Annotated in this window: 17 protein-coding genes; 14 read left to right on the top strand and 3 right to left on the bottom strand. The window is 63.1% G+C overall.

What is annotated here, in order from left to right; translation table 11 throughout:
• Positions 1-4: 4 nt before the first annotated feature.
• The 14 genes from G533_RS0106210 (at position 5) to rpoS (ending at position 13,843) form a co-directional block, all read left to right on the top strand.
• A complete protein-coding gene (locus G533_RS0106210) occupies positions 5-1,309 on the top strand; it encodes a sodium ion-translocating decarboxylase subunit beta (protein WP_027949216.1) in 1,305 nt (434 codons plus the stop codon).
• A gap of 106 nt (positions 1,310-1,415) precedes the next feature.
• Positions 1,416-2,363, top strand: coding sequence for an acetyl-CoA carboxylase carboxyl transferase subunit alpha (gene accA, locus G533_RS0106205; RefSeq protein WP_027949215.1), 948 nt, complete (start codon positions 1,416-1,418; stop codon positions 2,361-2,363).
• Between the two features lie 20 nt (positions 2,364-2,383).
• A complete protein-coding gene (gene tilS / locus G533_RS0106200; RefSeq protein WP_027949214.1) occupies positions 2,384-3,745 on the top strand; it encodes a tRNA lysidine(34) synthetase TilS in 1,362 nt (453 codons plus the stop codon).
• Between the two features lie 122 nt (positions 3,746-3,867).
• Positions 3,868-5,496: a CTP synthase gene (locus tag G533_RS0106195; RefSeq protein ID WP_027949213.1), complete on the top strand. Its 1,629-nt coding sequence runs from the start codon at positions 3,868-3,870 to the stop codon at positions 5,494-5,496.
• Between the two features lie 21 nt (positions 5,497-5,517).
• Complete coding sequence (gene kdsA / locus G533_RS0106190; protein WP_027949212.1) at positions 5,518-6,369, top strand: 3-deoxy-8-phosphooctulonate synthase; 852 nt, start codon at positions 5,518-5,520, stop codon at positions 6,367-6,369.
• A 22-nt stretch (positions 6,370-6,391) separates the two neighbouring features.
• Positions 6,392-7,687: a phosphopyruvate hydratase gene (gene eno, locus G533_RS0106185; protein ID WP_027949211.1), complete on the top strand. Its 1,296-nt coding sequence runs from the start codon at positions 6,392-6,394 to the stop codon at positions 7,685-7,687.
• Entirely contained in the window at positions 7,641-8,006 is a 366-nt protein-coding gene (locus G533_RS20785; RefSeq protein ID WP_240472386.1) for a septum formation initiator family protein, read from the top strand. The genes eno and G533_RS20785 overlap by 47 nt, the downstream gene beginning before the upstream one ends.
• Positions 8,003-8,713 carry a 2-C-methyl-D-erythritol 4-phosphate cytidylyltransferase gene (ispD, locus tag G533_RS0106175; RefSeq protein ID WP_338035393.1) on the top strand — a complete coding sequence of 237 codons (711 nt, stop codon included), beginning with the start codon at positions 8,003-8,005 and terminating at the stop codon, positions 8,711-8,713. The genes G533_RS20785 and ispD overlap by 4 nt, the downstream gene beginning before the upstream one ends.
• Positions 8,710-9,201 carry a 2-C-methyl-D-erythritol 2,4-cyclodiphosphate synthase gene (ispF, locus tag G533_RS0106170; protein WP_027949209.1) on the top strand — a complete coding sequence of 164 codons (492 nt, stop codon included), beginning with the start codon at positions 8,710-8,712 and terminating at the stop codon, positions 9,199-9,201. Before ispD ends, ispF begins: the two co-directional genes overlap by 4 nt.
• Positions 9,198-10,253 (top strand): tRNA pseudouridine(13) synthase TruD, encoded by a 1,056-nt coding sequence (truD, locus tag G533_RS20780; protein ID WP_084638834.1) that lies wholly within the window; start codon positions 9,198-9,200, stop codon positions 10,251-10,253. Before ispF ends, truD begins: the two co-directional genes overlap by 4 nt.
• Positions 10,246-10,908: a protein-L-isoaspartate(D-aspartate) O-methyltransferase gene (locus G533_RS0106160; RefSeq protein WP_027949208.1), complete on the top strand. Its 663-nt coding sequence runs from the start codon at positions 10,246-10,248 to the stop codon at positions 10,906-10,908. The genes truD and G533_RS0106160 overlap by 8 nt, the downstream gene beginning before the upstream one ends.
• Positions 10,909-10,912: 4 nt before the next feature.
• Positions 10,913-11,815, top strand: a complete 903-nt coding sequence (locus G533_RS0106155) for a DUF368 domain-containing protein (RefSeq protein ID WP_027949207.1) — start codon at positions 10,913-10,915, stop codon at positions 11,813-11,815.
• A gap of 73 nt (positions 11,816-11,888) precedes the next feature.
• Positions 11,889-12,704 (top strand): peptidoglycan DD-metalloendopeptidase family protein, encoded by an 816-nt coding sequence (locus G533_RS0106150; protein ID WP_240472385.1) that lies wholly within the window; start codon positions 11,889-11,891, stop codon positions 12,702-12,704.
• A gap of 101 nt (positions 12,705-12,805) precedes the next feature.
• Positions 12,806-13,843, top strand: a complete 1,038-nt coding sequence (rpoS, locus tag G533_RS0106145) for an RNA polymerase sigma factor RpoS (RefSeq protein ID WP_051230031.1) — start codon at positions 12,806-12,808, stop codon at positions 13,841-13,843.
• A gap of 17 nt (positions 13,844-13,860) precedes the next feature.
• Here rpoS and fdxA read toward each other — a convergent pair whose 3' ends face one another.
• The 3 genes from fdxA to G533_RS20775 all read right to left on the bottom strand — a co-directional run bounded on the left by fdxA (position 13,861) and on the right by G533_RS20775 (position 17,371).
• Entirely contained in the window at positions 13,861-14,184 is a 324-nt protein-coding gene (fdxA, locus tag G533_RS0106140; RefSeq protein WP_027949204.1) for a ferredoxin FdxA, read from the bottom strand.
• Positions 14,185-14,268: 84 nt separating this feature from the next.
• Positions 14,269-16,824 carry a DNA mismatch repair protein MutS gene (gene mutS / locus G533_RS0106135; RefSeq protein WP_027949203.1) on the bottom strand — a complete coding sequence of 852 codons (2,556 nt, stop codon included), beginning with the start codon at positions 16,822-16,824 and terminating at the stop codon, positions 14,269-14,271.
• A 76-nt stretch (positions 16,825-16,900) separates the two neighbouring features.
• A complete protein-coding gene (locus tag G533_RS20775; RefSeq protein ID WP_051230030.1) occupies positions 16,901-17,371 on the bottom strand; it encodes a YbjN domain-containing protein in 471 nt (156 codons plus the stop codon).
• Positions 17,372-17,376: the final 5 nt, after the last annotated feature.

Genomic DNA, 17,376 nt, shown 5'->3' with positions numbered 1-17,376 from the left:
CCCTATGAGCAATCTGTTGCGTCTGTGGGACTCCACCGGGCTGGCCCACTTTCAGCCCGGCCAGGTGGTGATGATATTGATCGGTCTCTGCCTGCTGTTTCTGGCTATCCGCAAGCAGTTCGAACCGCTGTTGCTGGTGCCGATCGGCTTTGGTGGTGTGTTGGCGAACATTCCCGGCGCCGGCCTTGCGTATTCTGCCGCGGAAAATGCGTTGCATAGCGCGGACCCCGCCGTGCTGGCGGAGATGGCCCGGTTGCTGGGCCAGTCCGTGGCCAGCGATGCCGAAGCGCTTTTGCAGGCGCTGGGGCTGGCCGCGGCACCCGTGCAACAGGCGGCGGCCAGTGCCGCGGAAGCAGCGGGTTTCAGCGACGGCATGCTGCATACCTTCTACACGGTGGCCATTGCCAGTGGTGTGGCGCCATTGGTGATCTTCATGGGCGTTGGCGCCATGACTGATTTCGGCCCGCTGCTGGCCAATCCCCGCACGCTGTTCCTGGGGGCGGCCGCGCAGTTCGGCATATTTGCCACCGTGCTGGGCGCGGTTGGCCTCAGCACCCTGGGCTTGATGGACTTCAGCCTCGCGGATGCCGCCGCCATCGGCATCATTGGCGGCGCGGATGGTCCCACCGCCATTTACGTCGCCAGCCTGCTGGCACCGGACCTGCTGGGGCCAATCGCGGTAGCGGCGTATTCCTACATGGCACTGGTGCCCCTGATTCAACCGCCGATTATGCGCGCGCTCACCACGCAGGCGGAGCGGGAGATTGTCATGACCCAGTTGCGCGAAGTGTCGCAGCGGGAAAAGATTGTATTTCCTCTGATGTTGCTGATTCTGGTGGCGCTTTTGTTGCCCGCAGCGGCGCCTCTGCTGGGCATGTTCTGTTTTGGCAACCTGATGAAAGAGTGCGGTGTGGTGAAGCGTCTGAGTGATGCCGCCCAGAATGCCCTGATCAACATCACCACCATTTTCCTTGGCTTGTCGGTTGGCTCGAAACTCGTTGCCGACAAGTTCCTGGATATAGAAACCCTCGGTATCATGCTGCTGGGTGTGGTGGCCTTCGCCATCGGCACAGCCTCGGGAGTACTGATCGCCAAGCTGATGAACCGGTTTGGCAGTCACCCCCTCAACCCGCTGATCGGCTCTGCCGGGGTTTCCGCGGTACCGATGGCGGCGCGCGTCAGCAATCGCCTGGGTCTGGAGGCGAACCCCAGTAACTACCTGCTGATGCACGCCATGGGCCCCAATGTCGCGGGCGTCATAGGCTCTGCCGTGGCTGCGGGGGTAATGATCAGCCTGGTTGGCGTGTAGGCAGCGGTTGCTGGTTGTACCTGCCGGCAACTCTCCTCCGGGAATTGGTGTGCACAGGATTAATTTTGTACACTGCGCGCTTGTGAACTGCTGAGTCCGAGAGCGCATGAACCCCAATTACCTTGATTTTGAACAGCCCATCGCCGAGCTTGAGGTCAAGATCGAAGAGCTGCAACTTGTTGGGACTGATGCCGACATCAACATCAGCGAAGAGATTCGCACCCTGCGCGAGAAAAGCGCCAAGCTCACCGAAAAGATCTACGCCAACCTGAGCCCCTGGGATATCGTCAAAGTGGCGCGTCACCCGCGTCGCCCTTACACGCTCGATTATATTTCCCGTCTCTTCACTGACTTTGATGAGCTGCACGGCGACCGCCACTTCGGAGATGACCGCGCCATCGTCGGCGGCACCGCACGCCTCAATGGGCGCCCGGTGGTGGTTATCGGCCAGGAGAAGGGGCGCGCCGTGAAAGACAAGGTGCTGCGCAACTTCGGCATGCCGAAGCCGGAAGGGTATCGCAAGGCGCTGCGCCTGATGTCCATGGCCGAGCGGTTCAAGATGCCGGTCATTACCCTGATTGACACCCCCGGAGCCTACCCGGGTATCGACTCCGAGGAGCGGGGCATCAGCGAAGCCATCGCGCAGAATCTGGCGGTGATGTCACGGCTGGCCACCCCCATCATCTGCGTGGTCATTGGCGAGGGCAGTTCCGGCGGTGCGCTGGGCATCGGTGTGGGGGACCACCTGGCGATGCTGCAGTACGCCACCTACTTCGTTATTTCCCCCGAAGGCTGTGCCAACATCATCTGGAAGAGCACTGCCAACGCACCGGAAGCGGCGGCGGCAATGGGGGTGACCTCCAAGGTGTTGCAGGAACTGGGTATCGTCGACGCCACCATTCCTGAACCCATGGGTGGTGCGCACCGCAACGTCGACCTGATGGCTGAGCGCATACAGGCGCACCTCATCAAGGAGCTCGACCGCCTGGAGCAATCCCCGGTCGAGGAAATGCTTGAACGGCGCTACGAGCGCCTCATGTCCTACGGCAACTGAGCGCCGCCCAGTCCGGTGCCGTGACCGCGCCCCCAACTCCGACCCCGTTTGACAGCGCGGCGCTGGAGGCCGCACTGGCCCCTTGGCGCAGCGCGCGCCGCTGGTGGGTCGCCTTCAGTGGCGGGCTGGATTCCACGGTGTTGCTGCATCTGCTGTGCGCCCAGCGCAGCGCAGGACAGACTCCGCCCATCAGTGCCGTGCACATCAATCACCAGTTGCATCCGGCGGCAGAGCAATGGCAGCAGCGCGCCGGCGCGTTTTGTGCGGCGCTGGACGTGCCGCTGAAAATCTGCAGGGTCAGCGTGCGTCAAACAGGCTCCGGCCTGGAGGCGGCCGCCCGCGAGGCGCGTTATACCGCGCTGGAGCCTCTGCTGGAGGTGGGTGATGTGATGTTCTTTGCCCATCACCAGGACGATCAGGTGGAAACCGTACTGCTGCGCTGGCTGCGTGGTGCGGGCCTGCGCGGATTGCAAGGCATGCCGCAGCAGCGCGCATTGGGGCGAGGGCAGCTGGCCAGGCCGCTGCTGGCGCAACCTCGCAGCGCGCTGCAGGCCTATGCCGTCGCCGAGGGGCTTACCTGGATCGATGACCCTTCCAACGTCGATACCTCACTGGACCGCAACTACCTGCGGCACGCGGTGTTACCAGCCATTGCTGAGCGCTGGCCCGGTTACCGCGGCAGCGTGGAGCGCTCTGCGCATCAGCTGGGCGCCGCGGAACGTGTGTTGGAAGAGCTGTTGCCCGCGCCGAGGGCGGTGACCAGCGTTTTCGGCGACCCGGGCCTGGACCTGCATGACCTTCTTGCGCGACCGGGCGCGGCGGGCGCCATGGCGCTGCGCGGCTGGCTGGAGGATACGGGCCTGCCCTTGCCGCCGGGGGCCACGGTCGCGGAGTTTTTGCGCCAGCTTCACGCGGGGGGCGGCAGCCCGCTGCTGACCTGGCAGGGATATGCTTTACGCCGGTTTGGCGATGGTGTATTTCTCCTGCCCCCTGCGCGCGAGCGCAATGCAGGCGGCGCGCAACTGGCGCCGGGCATGTCGCTGCAGTTCGGTGGTGGTCAGCTGTGTCTGGTGCCGGCTGGGCACGACCCAGGCATTCGGCTGCCTCAAGGCTCGGCGCTCACGGTGCACTGGCGCCGAGGTGGCGAGCGTTGCCGTCTGCCGGGGAGAGCGGGCAGTCGACGCCTGAAAACGCTGCTGCAGGAGGCGGGTATCCCTCCCTGGTGGCGCGACGATATTCCGCTGCTCTACCACGATGGAGCGCTGGTGGCGGTGGCGGACCTCTGGCTGTGTGACGGCAGCTGGCTCGTCCGGGACGGCGGCAAAGATGTCTGGCGGGTGCGCTGGAGGCGAAATACAGACGCCCGCGCGATTGAGCTCTGAGGGCCTTTCTGGTAATCTGATTTCCCATCTTTTTGCAGGTCTTGCGGGCCTCGGAAGCAGCTTCACGCCTCCATCTGCAGGCCCCGTGATGCCCTTGTTCACAGCGTACAGATAGGCTTTGCATGACGCGTTATGTCTTCGTCACCGGTGGTGTGGTTTCTTCCTTGGGCAAAGGGATTGCAGCGGCATCCCTCGCGGCGGTGCTCGAGGCGCGCGGCATCAAGGTCACCCTGCTGAAGCTCGACCCCTACATCAATGTTGACCCTGGCACCATGAGCCCGTTCCAGCACGGTGAAGTCTTTGTGACCGAAGACGGCGCCGAGACCGATCTGGACCTGGGTCACTATGAGCGTTTCACCCGCGCGACCATGAAACGCACGAATAACTTCACCACCGGACGGGTCTACAACACCGTGTTGAAGAAAGAACGCCGCGGTGACTATCTCGGTGGCACCGTGCAGGTCATTCCGCACATCACCGATGAAATCAAGCGCCGGGTGATTCTGGGTGCGGGCGATGCCGACGTAGCCATCGTCGAAATCGGCGGCACGGTGGGCGACATCGAGAGCCTGCCGTTCCTGGAGGCGGCGCGTCAGCTCCGCGTGGAAGTGGGTTCCAGCCGGGCACTGTTGATGCACCTGACGCTGGTGCCGTATATCGCCACCGCAGGGGAAATCAAGACCAAACCCACCCAGCACTCGGTCAAGGAACTGCGCTCCATCGGCCTGCAGCCCGATATCCTGCTCTGTCGCTGTGCGGTGCCTATCGAGGAGAGCGCCTGCAAGAAGATCTCCCTGTTTACCAACGTGGAGGAGCGGGCGGTTATTCCTTTGCTCGACGCCGATTCCATCTACCGTATTCCCGGCATGCTGCACGCCTACGGCCTCGACGAGTTTGTGGTTGAGCGCTTTAACCTCGACTGCCCGCCGGCAGACCTCGCCGAGTGGGACGACGTGTTGCGCCGCGAGTTCAGCGACACCTGTGGTACCGTGCGCATCGCCATGGTCGGTAAGTACATGGATCTGCTGGATGCCTACAAATCGCTGAACGAAGCGCTCAAGCACGCCGGCCTGCAAACCCTGGCGGATGTCAAAATCGATTACATCGATGCCGAGGATATCGAGCGCCACGGCACCTCTGTACTGGCGGGTGCCGATGCTATTCTGGTGCCGGGCGGTTTCGGTGACCGGGGTGTTGAGGGCAAGATTACTGCCGTGCGCTACGCCCGCGAGAACAAGGTGCCCTTCCTGGGCATTTGCCTTGGTATGCACGTTGCGCTGATTGAATACGCCCGCAACGTTATGGGTCTGGAAGGTGCCAACTCCACCGAAATGCAGGCCGCAACGCCGCACCCGATTGTCGCCCTGATTACCGAGTGGCAAAATGCCGATGGTTCCAGGCAGCAGCGCGATGCCAGCTCCGACCTCGGTGGCACCATGCGCCTGGGTGCCCAGACCTGCTACCTGGAAGCCGGCTCTCAGGTGCGCACCATCTACGGCGAAGACAGCGTGGTAGAGCGGCATCGTCACCGCTATGAAATCAACAACAATTATGTAGAGCAGCTCACGGCCGCCGGCGTGCGGGTGGGCGGCTGGTCTGCTGATCACGCCCTGGTCGAGATGATCGAACTGCCCGACCACCCCTGGTTCATCGCCTGCCAGTTTCACCCGGAATTCACCTCCCGGCCGCGTGGCGGGCACCCGCTGTTTACCAGCTATATCGAGGCCGCGCTGGCGCATGCCCGCGGCTGATTGGGCAGCGGGGCCAGGGCGATGAGCGCACGCATAGAGCAACTCGGTGCCATCACCATAGGCAATCGCGAGCCGTTCGTGCTGTTCGGCGGCGTGAACGTGCTCGAAAGCCGGGACTTCGCCCTGCGCGTGGCGGAACACTACGTCGACGTCTGCGCGCGCTTGTCGATCCCTCTGGTGTTCAAGGCTTCCTACGACAAGGCCAATCGCTCCTCGATTCATTCCTTTCGCGGCCCGGGGTTGGAAGAAGGACTGGCGATTCTGGCAGCGGTGAAAGCGGAGTTCGGCGTGCCGTTGATCACGGACGTGCACGCACCGGAGCAGGCCGCGGCGGCGGCAGAAGTCTGCGACATCATCCAGCTGCCGGCTTTCCTCGCCCGCCAGACCGACCTGGTGGCGGCAATGGCGGCGACCGGTGCCATGATCAACATCAAGAAACCCCAGTTCCTGAGCCCGTCGCAGATGGCGAATGTGGTTGAGAAGTTTGTGGAATGTGGCAACGAACGACTGCTGATCTGCGAGCGCGGCAGCAATTTCGGCTACGACAACCTGGTGGTCGACATGCTGGGTTTTGGCGTCATGAAGCAGGCCTGCAACGATCGCCCGCTGATTTTCGACGTCACCCACGCGCTGCAGTGTCGGGACCCGTCGGGTGCCGCCTCGGGTGGACGCCGTGCACAGGTGCTGGAATTGGCCCGCTCGGGCATGGCCCTGGGCCTCGCGGGGCTCTTTCTGGAAGCCCACCCGGACCCGGCACGCGCGCTGTGCGACGGCCCCAGCGCGCTCGCGCTGCACCAGCTGGAACCGTTCCTGGCGCAGGTGCAGGCCGTAGACAGCCTGGTCAAACAACTGCCAACCCTCACCATCGATTGAACAGCCATCTGGAGTTGACGCAATGAGCAAGATCGCCAATGTACAGGCCTTTGAGGTCATGGATTCCCGGGGCAACCCGACCGTCATGGCCGAGGTCACCCTGGACAGCGGTGAGGTGGGCTCCGCCTGCGCCCCGTCCGGTGCCTCTACAGGCTCGCGCGAGGCCCTGGAACTGCGCGATGGCGACAGTAGCCGCTACTTGGGTAAAGGCGTGCTGACCGCCGTAGGCCACGTCAACAAGGACATCCGTGCGCTGCTGCTGGGCATGGATCCAGGCCGCCAGCGCGATATCGATACCACGATGATCGACGCCGATGGCACCGAGAACAAAGGGCATTTCGGCGCCAACGCCATTCTCGCCGTATCACTGGCCACGGCCAAGGCGGCGGCGCAGGCGCGCAAGCTGCCTTTGTACCAGCACATTGCCGAACTCAACGGCAGTGAGGCACTCAGTATGCCGGTGCCTATGATGAACATCCTCAACGGTGGCGAGCACGCCGACAACAACGTCGACATCCAGGAGTTCATGGTGCAGCCGGTGGCGGCGCCAACCTTCGCCGAGGCTTTGCGCGCAGGTGCAGAAATTTTTCATGCCCTGAAGAAAGTGCTGTCCCAGCGTGGCCTGAGCACAGCGGTGGGCGATGAGGGTGGATTTGCACCGAATCTGCCTTCCAACGAGGCGGCGCTGGAGGTGATCGCCGAGGCCGTGGCCAATGCGGGCTATCGTCTGGGCAGCGACATCACGCTGGCACTGGACTGCGCGGCCTCCGAGTTCTATCGCGACGGTGTGTACGACCTCGCGGGAGAAGGCAAGCGCTTCAGCAGTGCAGAGTTCACCGACTACCTCGCTGACCTGGCTGCTGCACACCCGATCGTGTCGATAGAAGACGGCCTGGATGAGTCGGACTGGGATGGCTGGAAAATGCTCACTGACAAGATCGGTGATCGCGTGCAGCTGGTTGGCGACGATTTGTTCGTCACTAACACGCGTATTCTCAAGCGCGGCATTGATACCGGTGTGGCCAATTCTATCCTGATCAAATTCAATCAGATCGGCAGCCTGTCGGAAACCCTGGACGCCATTGCCATGGCGCGCAAGGCCGGTTACACCGCTGTGATCTCGCACCGCTCCGGGGAAACCGAAGACACGACCATCGCCGACCTGGCGGTTGCTACGGCCGCGGGGCAGATCAAAACCGGTTCACTGTGCCGTTCCGATCGCGTAGCGAAATACAATCGCCTGCTGCGCATTGAAGCGGAGCTGGGTGCGCGTGCCGCCTACCGCGGGCTCGCCGAAATCGCCGGTCGGCGCGGGTGAGATGAAGTACCTGCTGGCCGGTATGTTGTTGTTGCTGGTCGCTCTGCAGTATCGACTGTGGTTCGCCGAGGGCAGCCTGGCTGAAAAGCATCGTTTGCAACAGCAGGTGCAGCGCGAGGAAGCCATTAACAGTGAGCTGCGCGCCCGCAACGCCGTCCTGGAGCGGGAAGTATTGGACCTGCAATCGGGTAATGACGGGCTCGAACAGCGCGCACGCGAGCAACTCGGATTGGTGCGCGAAGGCGAAGTCTTCTATCAGGTGGTGCCGAGCGACGGTGTCGGGCACGCACAGGCACCGCGCCCCGAGCCACAACAGTGAGCGAAGTGGCCCGGTGTTGGGGGGTCATTCCCGCTGCGGGAGCCGGAGTGCGCATGGGGCATTCCCAGCCCAAACAGCATGTGCTGCTGGGTGGGAAAACGCTGTTGCAGCGCAGCCTGCAGGCCTTGCTTGGCCTGCCGGGCATGCAGGGGGTGGTGATTGCCTTTGCCCCTGACGATCCGCGTGCGGCAGACTACCGCGATACAGACGAACGGGTTCGGATCGTGCAGGGTGGCGCCCAGCGTGCGGATTCCGTGTTGGCTGCGCTACACTGTTTGCAAAAAATTGCATATAACGATGATTGGGTACTGGTACACGATGCGGCGCGCCCTTGCCTGGCCGCTGCGGATGGCGAGCGGCTGGTGACGCAGGTCGTGGCGAAAGGCTGCGGCGGACTGCTGGCCGAGCCGGTGGTCGACACGCTCAAGCGCGTCGATGCCGATGGCTACGTGCAGGCGACTGTGGATCGCCGCGGCCTGTGGCGTGCCCAGACGCCGCAAATGTTTGCACTGGGCCAGCTGCACAGCGTGCTGGCGGCTGCCCTGGCAGACGGTGTCGAGATCACCGATGAGGCGTCCGCGATGGAGTGGGGTGGTCATCCCGTCCTGGTGGTGCCGGGGTCCCCGTCCAACTTCAAGGTGACAGTCCCGGGGGATCTCGAGCTGGCCGCATTCTATCTGGGTATCAATCACGAGGGGCGGGCATGAGCAGCTTACGCATCGGGCATGGTTACGATGTTCATCGCTTCGGCCCGGGCAGCGCCGTGGTGCTTGGCGGAGTAAGCATTGCGCACACTCAGGGGCTGGTGGCCCACTCGGATGGCGATGTGCTAATCCATGCGCTCTGTGATGCTCTGCTCGGCGCAATCGGGGCAGGGGATATCGGTCGCCATTTTCCCGATAGCGACCCTGCGTTTGCCGCCATAGACAGCCGGATTCTCTTGCGTCGCGTGGTTGCGCAGGTGCACAGCAGGGGCTGGCAACTGGCCAACCTGGATGCCACTTTGATTGCGGAGGCACCACGCATGGCGGCGCATATCGGCGCCATGCAGAGTCATCTTGCTGAGGATTTGCAGGTAGGTGTCGGGCAGGTCAATGTGAAGGCCACTACGACAGAAAAACTCGGCTTTACCGGCCGCGGTGAAGGTATTGCCGCACATGCGGTGGTGCTCTTGCAGGGTGCCGCCGACGCATGATGCCTGAACTGAGCCGGGTAGGCCCGGTCGCGCAAACGCGCGCGCTGATTCGCTGCAATCCCGAGGATTTTCTGGTCGACGAGCAACTGGGCTTCGCGCCTGACGGGCAGGGCGAGCACGTATTTCTGCACATCGAGAAACGCGGTTTGACCACGCCTGACCTGGTAGAGCGGGTATCATCGCTTGCCGGCATACACCCGCGCGATATCGGTTATAGCGGCCTGAAAGATCGTCACGCCGTTACCCGGCAGTGGATCAGCGTGCGTATGGCGGGCAAGGCCGAGCCCGACTGGCGGCGCCTGCAGGTGCCAGGTGAAGTTGTCGTGCTGGATTGCTGCCGTCATTCGCGCAAGCTCAAGCGCGGCGTGCACCGCGGCAATGCGTTCACACTCCACCTGCGTGAGCTGCAAGGCGACGAGGCGGGTTTGCTGAATGCGCTGGAGCGCATACGCCATCGCGGCGTGCCGAACTATTTTGGCGAGCAGCGTTTCGGGCGCGGCGGCGCGACCCTGTTGCAGGCGCGCGCCTGGATGCAGCGCGGGGCGCGCAAACTGAGCCACAGTAAACGCGGCCTGTTTCTGTCCGCGTTGCGTAGCGAGCTGTTCAATCGCCTGCTGGCGGAGCGGGTGCAGGCGGGTACCTGGTCGTGTCTGCGCGAGGGCGACGTCTGCCTGTTGCAGGGCAGTCGCAGCCTGTTTCCCTGCACCGAGCTGGACGACGCGTTGCAGCAACGCGCGCTGGACGGCGATGTGCATCCGGGTTTGCCGCTCTGGGGCAGTGGCGCCAGCCTGCAGAGTCCCGCCCTGATGGCTGCACAGACGGCAGTGCTGTCTTCCGAGGCAGCGGTGTGCGAGTTTCTGGAACGCGCCGGCCTGACGCTGTCGTATCGTCCAGCGCGGCTGTTGCCGGATGACTTTTCCTGGCGCTTTTGTGATGATGAGTCGCTGATTCTGACATTCAGCCTGCCGCCTGGCAGCTATGCGACCGCCGTGTTGGCGGAATTACTGGATTACAGGGAAGGATATCGAGAGCGTGAGGGGCGCAGTGAATAACGTCGATCTCAAGGGTATCGGGATGACCTCGCAGCGCACGCGCGAGCGACTGGTGCGACGCCTCGCGGAGCAGGGTGTGCAGGATGAACGCGTGCTTGACGTGATGCGGCGCACGCCCCGACACCTGTTTCTGGATGAGGCGATGGCGCATCGGGCCTATGAGGACACCGCCCTGCCCATCGGTTTTCAGCAAACCCTGTCCCAGCCCTACATAGTGGCCCGCATGACCGAGTTGCTGCTTGAGCAGGGGCCGCGCAGCCGCGTGCTGGAGATCGGCACCGGGTCCGGCTACCAGACGGCAGTGCTGGCGCAGCTGGTGGAAGAAGTCTGGAGTATCGAACGCATCAAGCCCCTGCTGGACAAGGCGCGTGCCCGGCTGCGCCAGTTAAAGCTGCGCAACGTGCGCTTCAGCCATGCAGACGGTGGACTGGGCTGGGTTGAGGGGGCTCCGTTTGATGGCATCATCAGCACCGCAGCCCCCGAAACCATCCCTGAGGACCTGCTACTGCAGCTGGCACCCGGCGGCTGCCTGGTCATTCCCGTGGGTGCTTCTCTGCAGAACCTGCAGGTGATCACCCGCACCAGCGAGGGTTACGATACGCGCCTGGTCGAGGCGGTGCGCTTTGTGCCGCTGCGTTCCGGCACGGTCAAGTAGCGCCATGACACCGATGGGTGTTTTTCTCCGCGGTGTCCTGATGGGGGCGGCGGATATCGTCCCCGGGGTGTCCGGCGGCACCATGGCCTTTATTACCGGTATCTACGATCGCCTGCTGGGCAGCATTCGGGCCTTCGACCTGCAGTTTCTACGCTGGCTCTCCCGCGGTAACGTGCGCCGTGCGTGGGAGCATGTCGACGGTGCCTTTCTGCTCACGCTGGGCGCGGGTATTGCCACCAGCATTCTGTCTCTGGCCCGGGTGATCGCCTGGTTGCTGGACGCCTATCCTGTTCCCCTCTGGGCGTTTTTCTTCGGTCTCATTCTGGCCTCGGCGCTGGTGCTGCTGCGTCAGGTGCCGCACTGGACCGCAGCCCGGTGCGCCTGCCTGGCCGCGGGGCTTGTAATCGCCGCGGCGATTGCCCTGAGTCCCGTGGTGGCGTTGCCGGCAGGGTTTCCGGCGGTCTTCATCGCCGGCTTCATTGCCATTTGCGCCATGATCCTGCCCGGTATTTCCGGCAGTTTCATCCTCATACTGCTGGGTATGTACGCCACAGTGCTGCACGCGGTGAGAAACCTCGAATTGTCTGTGATGCTGGTGTTTGCCGTTGGCGCCGCCCTTGGCCTGATGTGCTTTTCGCGTGTATTGCACTGGTTACTGCGCCGCTACCACGCGGCAACCATGGCGCTGTTGACCGGTTTTCTGTTTGGTTCGCTGCTTGTGGTGTGGCCGTGGAAACACCCGCTGGATTGGGTTCTGGGCAGCGACGGGGTGCCCCGGCCAGCGCAGCAGGTACCGGTGTTGCCGTGGAACTTTGCCAACGAGCCCTGGCTGGCTACGTGCCTGTTGCTCATGATTGTCGGCTTCGCCCTGGTGTGGTTGATAGAGAGGCGCTGGGGTGGGCGTTGACAGTTTTCCGGTGCTAAATCTCCCCGTGTCGCGTTTTTTGCGAGGGTCGGCTTTACTTTTGTTGGGCGGTATTTTGCTCCTGACGGGTTGTGGCAGTGGCGGCCGGGCACCTATTGAGGATCGGCATTCCCCCGCTGCGGTCGGCGGCGTCGCCTCGGAGCGTTATGTTGTGCGCCGCGGTGATACGCTCTACGCCATCGCCTTTCGCTTCGGCATGGATTTCCGCAGCGTTGCCGCCGCCAACGGCATTGCCTCCCCCTACACGATATATCCCGGCCAGAACCTGATTATTCGCTCTGGCAGCCAGCAGGTGGCCTACAGTCCACCGCGGTCTGCGCCTGATACCAGCACTACTCGCCCGGCCCCGGTCGCGGCGCCCGCGACGCGCGCGGTTCCTGCCCCTGCGCCTGTCACACCGTCACCTGCAGCTCCGGCAAGCGGCGCGCCGGCTGCGCCGCGCAGCGCCGATCCTGCTCCCCCGTTAGCGGCGGCACGTACGCCGCCGGCAGCGCGACTGGTACCGGTCAGCGCATGGCGTTGGCCCTCGGATGGCCCGGTCACTCGCCGCTACTCGGCAACGGTGCACAAGGGCATCGATATCGGTGGCCGCAAGGGCGACCCGGTGGTGGCGGTAGCCGCCGGGGACGTGGTTTACGCCGGCACTGGGATCGTGGGCTTCGGCGAGTTGTTGATTATCAAACACGACGACGTCTACCTCAGTGCCTATGGCCACAATGACCGTTTGCTGGTCGCCGAGGGAGCGCGTGTAGCTGCAGGGCAGCAGATAGCGGAGAAGGGCAGTACCGGAACGGATGTCGTGAAACTGCACTTCGAGATCCGCAAGGAAGGCAAGCCCATCGATCCGTTGCAGCTCCTGCCGCGCCGCTAAACAGCCAACCCCGGTGTCTTGTAATGAATTGTAAGCATGGGGTAACCTGATCGACCCGCGACAAAACTCTCACCTGGCGGCAGGTGAGACAGAGGTGTGGCATGGAAGTCGAGATAACAAAAACAGGCCAGCGAGCTGTTACCCACTCAGTCCGCGAGGCGGACGAACCGACTTACGCAGTGGATGCGGAAGCGGCAGTCACTGATCCCCGCGAAGCACTGGACGCAGACGACACCGGTGACGATTCCGCTGATGGCGATGACACTGCCGCGTTCGATCGCGCGCGAGCAGCCCGTAGCGGCGAAAAGTCATTGGACGCCACCCAGCTCTACCTGAACGAGATCGGCTTTTCGCCCCTGCTCACTGCCGATGAAGAAAAACACTTTGCGCGCCTGGCGTTAAAGGGCGATGAAGCCGCGCGCTGCCGGATGATCGAGAGCAACCTGCGCCTGGTGGTCAAGATTTCACGCCGCTACATCAATCGCGGGCTCACGCTGCTGGATTTGATTGAAGAAGGTAACCTGGGCCTTATTCGAGCGGTAGAGAAGTTCGACCCCGAACGCGGCTTCCGTTTCTCAACCTACGCGACCTGGTGGATTCGGCAGACGATTGAACGCGGAATCATGAACCAGACACGGACCATTCGGCTGCCTATCCACGTGGTCAAGGAACTCAACGTCTACCTGCGTGCGGCGCGGGAACTCACCCAGAAACTCGACCATGAGCCCACCGCAGAGGAGATCGCGCAGATGCTTGATCGCCCCGCGGGTGACGTCAAGCGCATGTTGGGGCTAAATGAGCGCGTTACCTCCATCGACGTGCCAGTGAGTGCGGACTCGGATCGGGCAGTGCTGGAGACCATCGCGGACTCCAGCGAGAGTGACCCTTCACAGCTGCTGCAGGAGGACGATATCCGTGACAGTATCAGCCAGTGGCTGGACCAGCTATCGGAAAAACAGCGCGAAGTGGTCACGCGACGCTTTGGCCTGCGCGGCCACGAGAGCAGTACGTTGGAGGAAGTGGGGCGGGAAATTGGCTTGACGCGGGAGCGGGTCAGGCAGATTCAGGTGGAAGCCTTGCGTCGACTGCGCCAGATTATGGAAACCCAGGGCCTGAGCAGCGACGCGTTGTTCCGCTGAGTTGTTCCGCTGAGCGCCTAGCGCTCCAGCAGCGCCAGTTTGTTCGGCTTGTTGGCCCATTCCTCGGCGTCCGCAGGGGGGGCTTTCATTTCTGTGATGTTCGGCCAGATCTCCGCCAGTTCAGCATTGAGCTCAAGGAATACCTGTTGGTCTTCGGGCAGCTCATCTTCCGAGTAGATTGCATCTACCGGGCATTCCGGCTCGCACAGGGCGCAGTCAATGCATTCGTCAGGGTGAATGACGAGGAAATTGGGCCCTTCGTAAAAACAATCGACCGGGCACACCTCCACGCAGTCTGTGTGCTTGCACTTGATACACTGTTCGCCAACAACAAAAGTCATGCCAGTAATGCCTCGTTTGCCAGGGGTGCCTCTGCCCGGCGGGCACCCGTTTGGGGCGCAAGTTTACCCGCTGCGCGGGGAGTTTTAAAGGGTTCCGCGCAATTCATAGATCAGCTGTAGCGCCTCGCGCGGGCTCAGTGCATCGGGGTCTACCGCTTCCAGTCGGGTGAGGGCCGGATGGGGTTCTGCATTGGCAAACAGCTCGGCCTGGGCGGGCGCTGGCAGCGGCTCTGGACGTCCGGGGCCCCGTTCCAGCGCCTGTAGTTTCTCGCGCGCCGCGCGTAGTACGCTGTCGGGAATGCCCGCCAATTTTGCCACCTGCAAACCGAAACTGCGATTCGCCGGCCCCTCCTGAATATTGTGCAGGAACACCACGTGGTCTTCGTGTTCGGTGGCGTCCAGATGCACGTTGGCCATGCTCGGGCACTGCTCCGGCAGTGCGGTGAGTTCAAAGTAATGGGTGGCAAACAGCGTAAAGGCCCGCACGCTGCGCGCCAGTTGCACTGCGGCGGCCCAGGCCAGGCTGAGTCCATCGAAGGTGCTGGTGCCGCGGCCCACCTCGTCCATCAGCACGAGACTGCGCTCGGTCGCATTGTGCAGAATGTTTGCCGTTTCGGTCATCTCTACCATGAAGGTCGAGCGCCCGCTGGCGAGGTCGTCCGACGAGCCGATGCGGGTAAAGATACGGTCCATGGGCGACAGTCGCACGCGATTGGCGGGGACAAAACTGCCGACGTGTGCCAGCAGCGCAATCAGCGCGTTCTGGCGCATATAGGTTGATTTGCCCCCCATGTTCGGGCCAGTAATCAGCAGCATCCGTCGATGGTCGTTGAGCAGAGTGTCGTTGGCGATAAAAGGGTCGTCCAGTACCTGCTCCACCACCAGGTGGCGCCCGGCCTCTACCTCGAACACCTGTTCTTCGGTAAATTCGGGCTGGCACAGGCGCAAGCACTCGGCGCGCTCAGCCAGGGTGGCGAGCACATCCAGTTCGGCCACGGCGGCGGCGCTGTCCTGCAGCGCTGCCAGCTGTTCGTTGAGCGTCTCGATCAGCGCTTCATAGAGCGCCTTTTCCCGCGCCAGTGCCCGGCTGCGCGCTGAGAGTGCCTTGTCCTCGAAGGCCTTGAGCTCCGGTGTAATGAAGCGTTCGGCGTTTTTCAGGGTCTGGCGGCGCTGGTAGGTGTCCGGTGCGCGCGCGGACTGGGCACGGCTGATTTCAATAAAATAGCCGTGCACGCGGTTGTAGCCAACCTTCAGGGTGCTGATACCCGTGGCGGTGCGCTCCCGGGCCTCGATTTCCAGCAGATAGTCGCCCGCGTTGCTGCTGATCCGTCGCAGTTCATCCAGCTCTTCATCGTAGCCCGTGGCAATCACACCGCCTTCGCGGATGACCACGGGCGGGTTCTCGCACACGGCTTGCTGCAGCAGTTGGCACAGGTCGGGGTATTCCCCCGCCTGAGTGGAGAGTGTGCCCAGCCGCTCTGCCTTGCACGCGGCCAGCGCTTCGCGCAGCGCTGGCAGAGCCGCCAGGGAACTGCGCAGGCGCGTCAGGTCGCGGGGCCGTGCCGAACGCAGTGCCACCCGACTGAGTATGCGCTCCATATCGCCGATCGGTTTCAGGGCGGCGCGCACCGGCTCATGCTGGTAGTCCGTGCAGAGTGCTGCAACGGCCGCCTGCCGCTGCCCCAACACGGCGGTATCGGTGAGCGGGCGATGCAGCCAGCGGCGCAGCAGCCGGCTGCCCATTGCGGTCACGCACTGGTCCATCACCGAGAACAGTGTGTGGGTATCGCCGCCGGCAAGGTTGCGGTCGATTTCGAGGTTGCGGCGGGTGGCAGCATCCAGAATCACACTCTCGGCGCGGTTTTCGTGCGCGATGCTGCGTATATGCGGCAGGTTGCTGCGCTGGGTATCCTTGACGTATTGCAGCAGGCAGCCGGCCGCGCCCACGGCCAGGCCCAGCCCGTCGCAGCCGAAACCCTGCAGGTCGTGTGTCTGGAACTGCAGGTTCAGGGCGCGGCGCGCGCTGTCCTGCTCGAACTCCCAGGCCGGTTGCGCGCGTGCCCCGCGGCGGGCGCTGAGCAGGGGCAGGCCGATGCTGTCTTGATACAGCACTTCTGCCGGATTGAGTCGCTGCAACTCACTGGCCAATGCTTCATCCCCGTCAACTTCCAGTACGCGGAAGCGCCCGCTGGCCAGATCCAGCCAGGCGAGGCCGAATTGGTTGCGATGTTGGGCCACTGCCAGCAGCAGGTTGTCGCTGCGCTCCTCGAGCAGGGCTTCGTCACTCAACGTGCCCGGCGTCACCACCCGCACCACCTGGCGGTCCACGGGGCCCTTGCTGGTTGCCGGGTCGCCGATTTGCTCGCAGATGGCCACGGATACGCCGCCCTTGACCAGCCGCGCCAGGTAGCCCTCGGCGGCGTGATAGGGCACGCCTGCCATGGGAATCGGCTCACCGCCCGACTTGCCGCGCGCGGTCAGGGTGATATCGAGCAGTTCTGCTGCGCGCTTGGCGTCATCGAAAAACAGCTCGTAGAAATCGCCCATGCGATAGAACACCAGATCTCGCGGATGCTGCGCCTTGATTTTCAGGTACTGCTGCATCATTGGCGTGTGCGCTGGAGCTGTGTCGCTGGTCATCGTGTGCGTGGCGCCTGTTCGTTGAATGGATGGCTTGGAGGCACCCGAATACTGCCCCTTTATTCCTGCTTGGCGTTCAGTGCACTACAGAGCGCGGGCGCTGGCGGGTAGCTCCGTCTTCAGAAAAGAGGTAGTCCAGACGCAGGCATTCTTCCGCCAGCTGCAGCATCGCCTGCATGGTCATGGCCACGAAGTGGTTGAACTGGGTCTCAGTGATGCCGGCGTTGCCGGGGAAGATGGCGGCTGCCACCAGCTGTGGCGTGGCATCGTCCACGATATCCAGAAACAGCTTGAGCAGCGGGTATTCCATGTTCAGACGACCGAGATCTGCCGTGAGTGCCAGCAGCGCCATGGGGCGGATTTCCAGCTCGGTGGTAAACAGCAAGCCGAAGCTCTCCGGAATGAGCCGGCTATCGAGCACCCCTTCCTGTGAGCGGATTTCACTGATGTGCAGGTTGTCGCAGTGTTCGCACAGGTAGTTCTGTACCGCGCCGGCGTTCAGCCAGCGCTCAAGCAGTGCGCGGTCCGGAGTAACAGGAGCGGACATGGGTA

The organism is Haliea salexigens DSM 19537, assembly GCF_000423125.1.
Taxonomy (GTDB): Bacteria; Pseudomonadota; Gammaproteobacteria; order Pseudomonadales; family Halieaceae; genus Haliea; species Haliea salexigens.
This window is presented reverse-complemented; position numbering and strand designations above follow the sequence as displayed.

Bases quoted from the DNA above. Each gene is read 5' to 3' on its own strand.
- G533_RS0106210 (WP_027949216.1), top strand. From the start codon at position 5: ATGAGCAATCTGTTGCGTCTGTGGGACTCCACCGGGCTGGCCCACTTT.
- accA (WP_027949215.1), top strand. From the start codon at position 1,416: ATGAACCCCAATTACCTTGATTTTGAACAGCCCATCGCCGAGCTTGAG.
- G533_RS0106195 (WP_027949213.1), top strand. From the start codon at position 3,868: ATGACGCGTTATGTCTTCGTCACCGGTGGTGTGGTTTCTTCCTTGGGC.
- kdsA (WP_027949212.1), top strand. From the start codon at position 5,518: ATGAGCGCACGCATAGAGCAACTCGGTGCCATCACCATAGGCAATCGC.
- eno (WP_027949211.1), top strand. From the start codon at position 6,392: ATGAGCAAGATCGCCAATGTACAGGCCTTTGAGGTCATGGATTCCCGG.
- ispF (WP_027949209.1), top strand. From the start codon at position 8,710: ATGAGCAGCTTACGCATCGGGCATGGTTACGATGTTCATCGCTTCGGC.
- truD (WP_084638834.1), top strand. From the start codon at position 9,198: ATGATGCCTGAACTGAGCCGGGTAGGCCCGGTCGCGCAAACGCGCGCG.
- G533_RS0106155 (WP_027949207.1), top strand. From the start codon at position 10,913: ATGACACCGATGGGTGTTTTTCTCCGCGGTGTCCTGATGGGGGCGGCG.
- rpoS (WP_051230031.1), top strand. From the start codon at position 12,806: ATGGAAGTCGAGATAACAAAAACAGGCCAGCGAGCTGTTACCCACTCA.
- fdxA (WP_027949204.1), bottom strand. From the start codon at position 14,184: ATGACTTTTGTTGTTGGCGAACAGTGTATCAAGTGCAAGCACACAGAC.
- mutS (WP_027949203.1), bottom strand. From the start codon at position 16,824: ATGACCAGCGACACAGCTCCAGCGCACACGCCAATGATGCAGCAGTAC.
- G533_RS20775 (WP_051230030.1), bottom strand. From the start codon at position 17,371: ATGTCCGCTCCTGTTACTCCGGACCGCGCACTGCTTGAGCGCTGGCTG.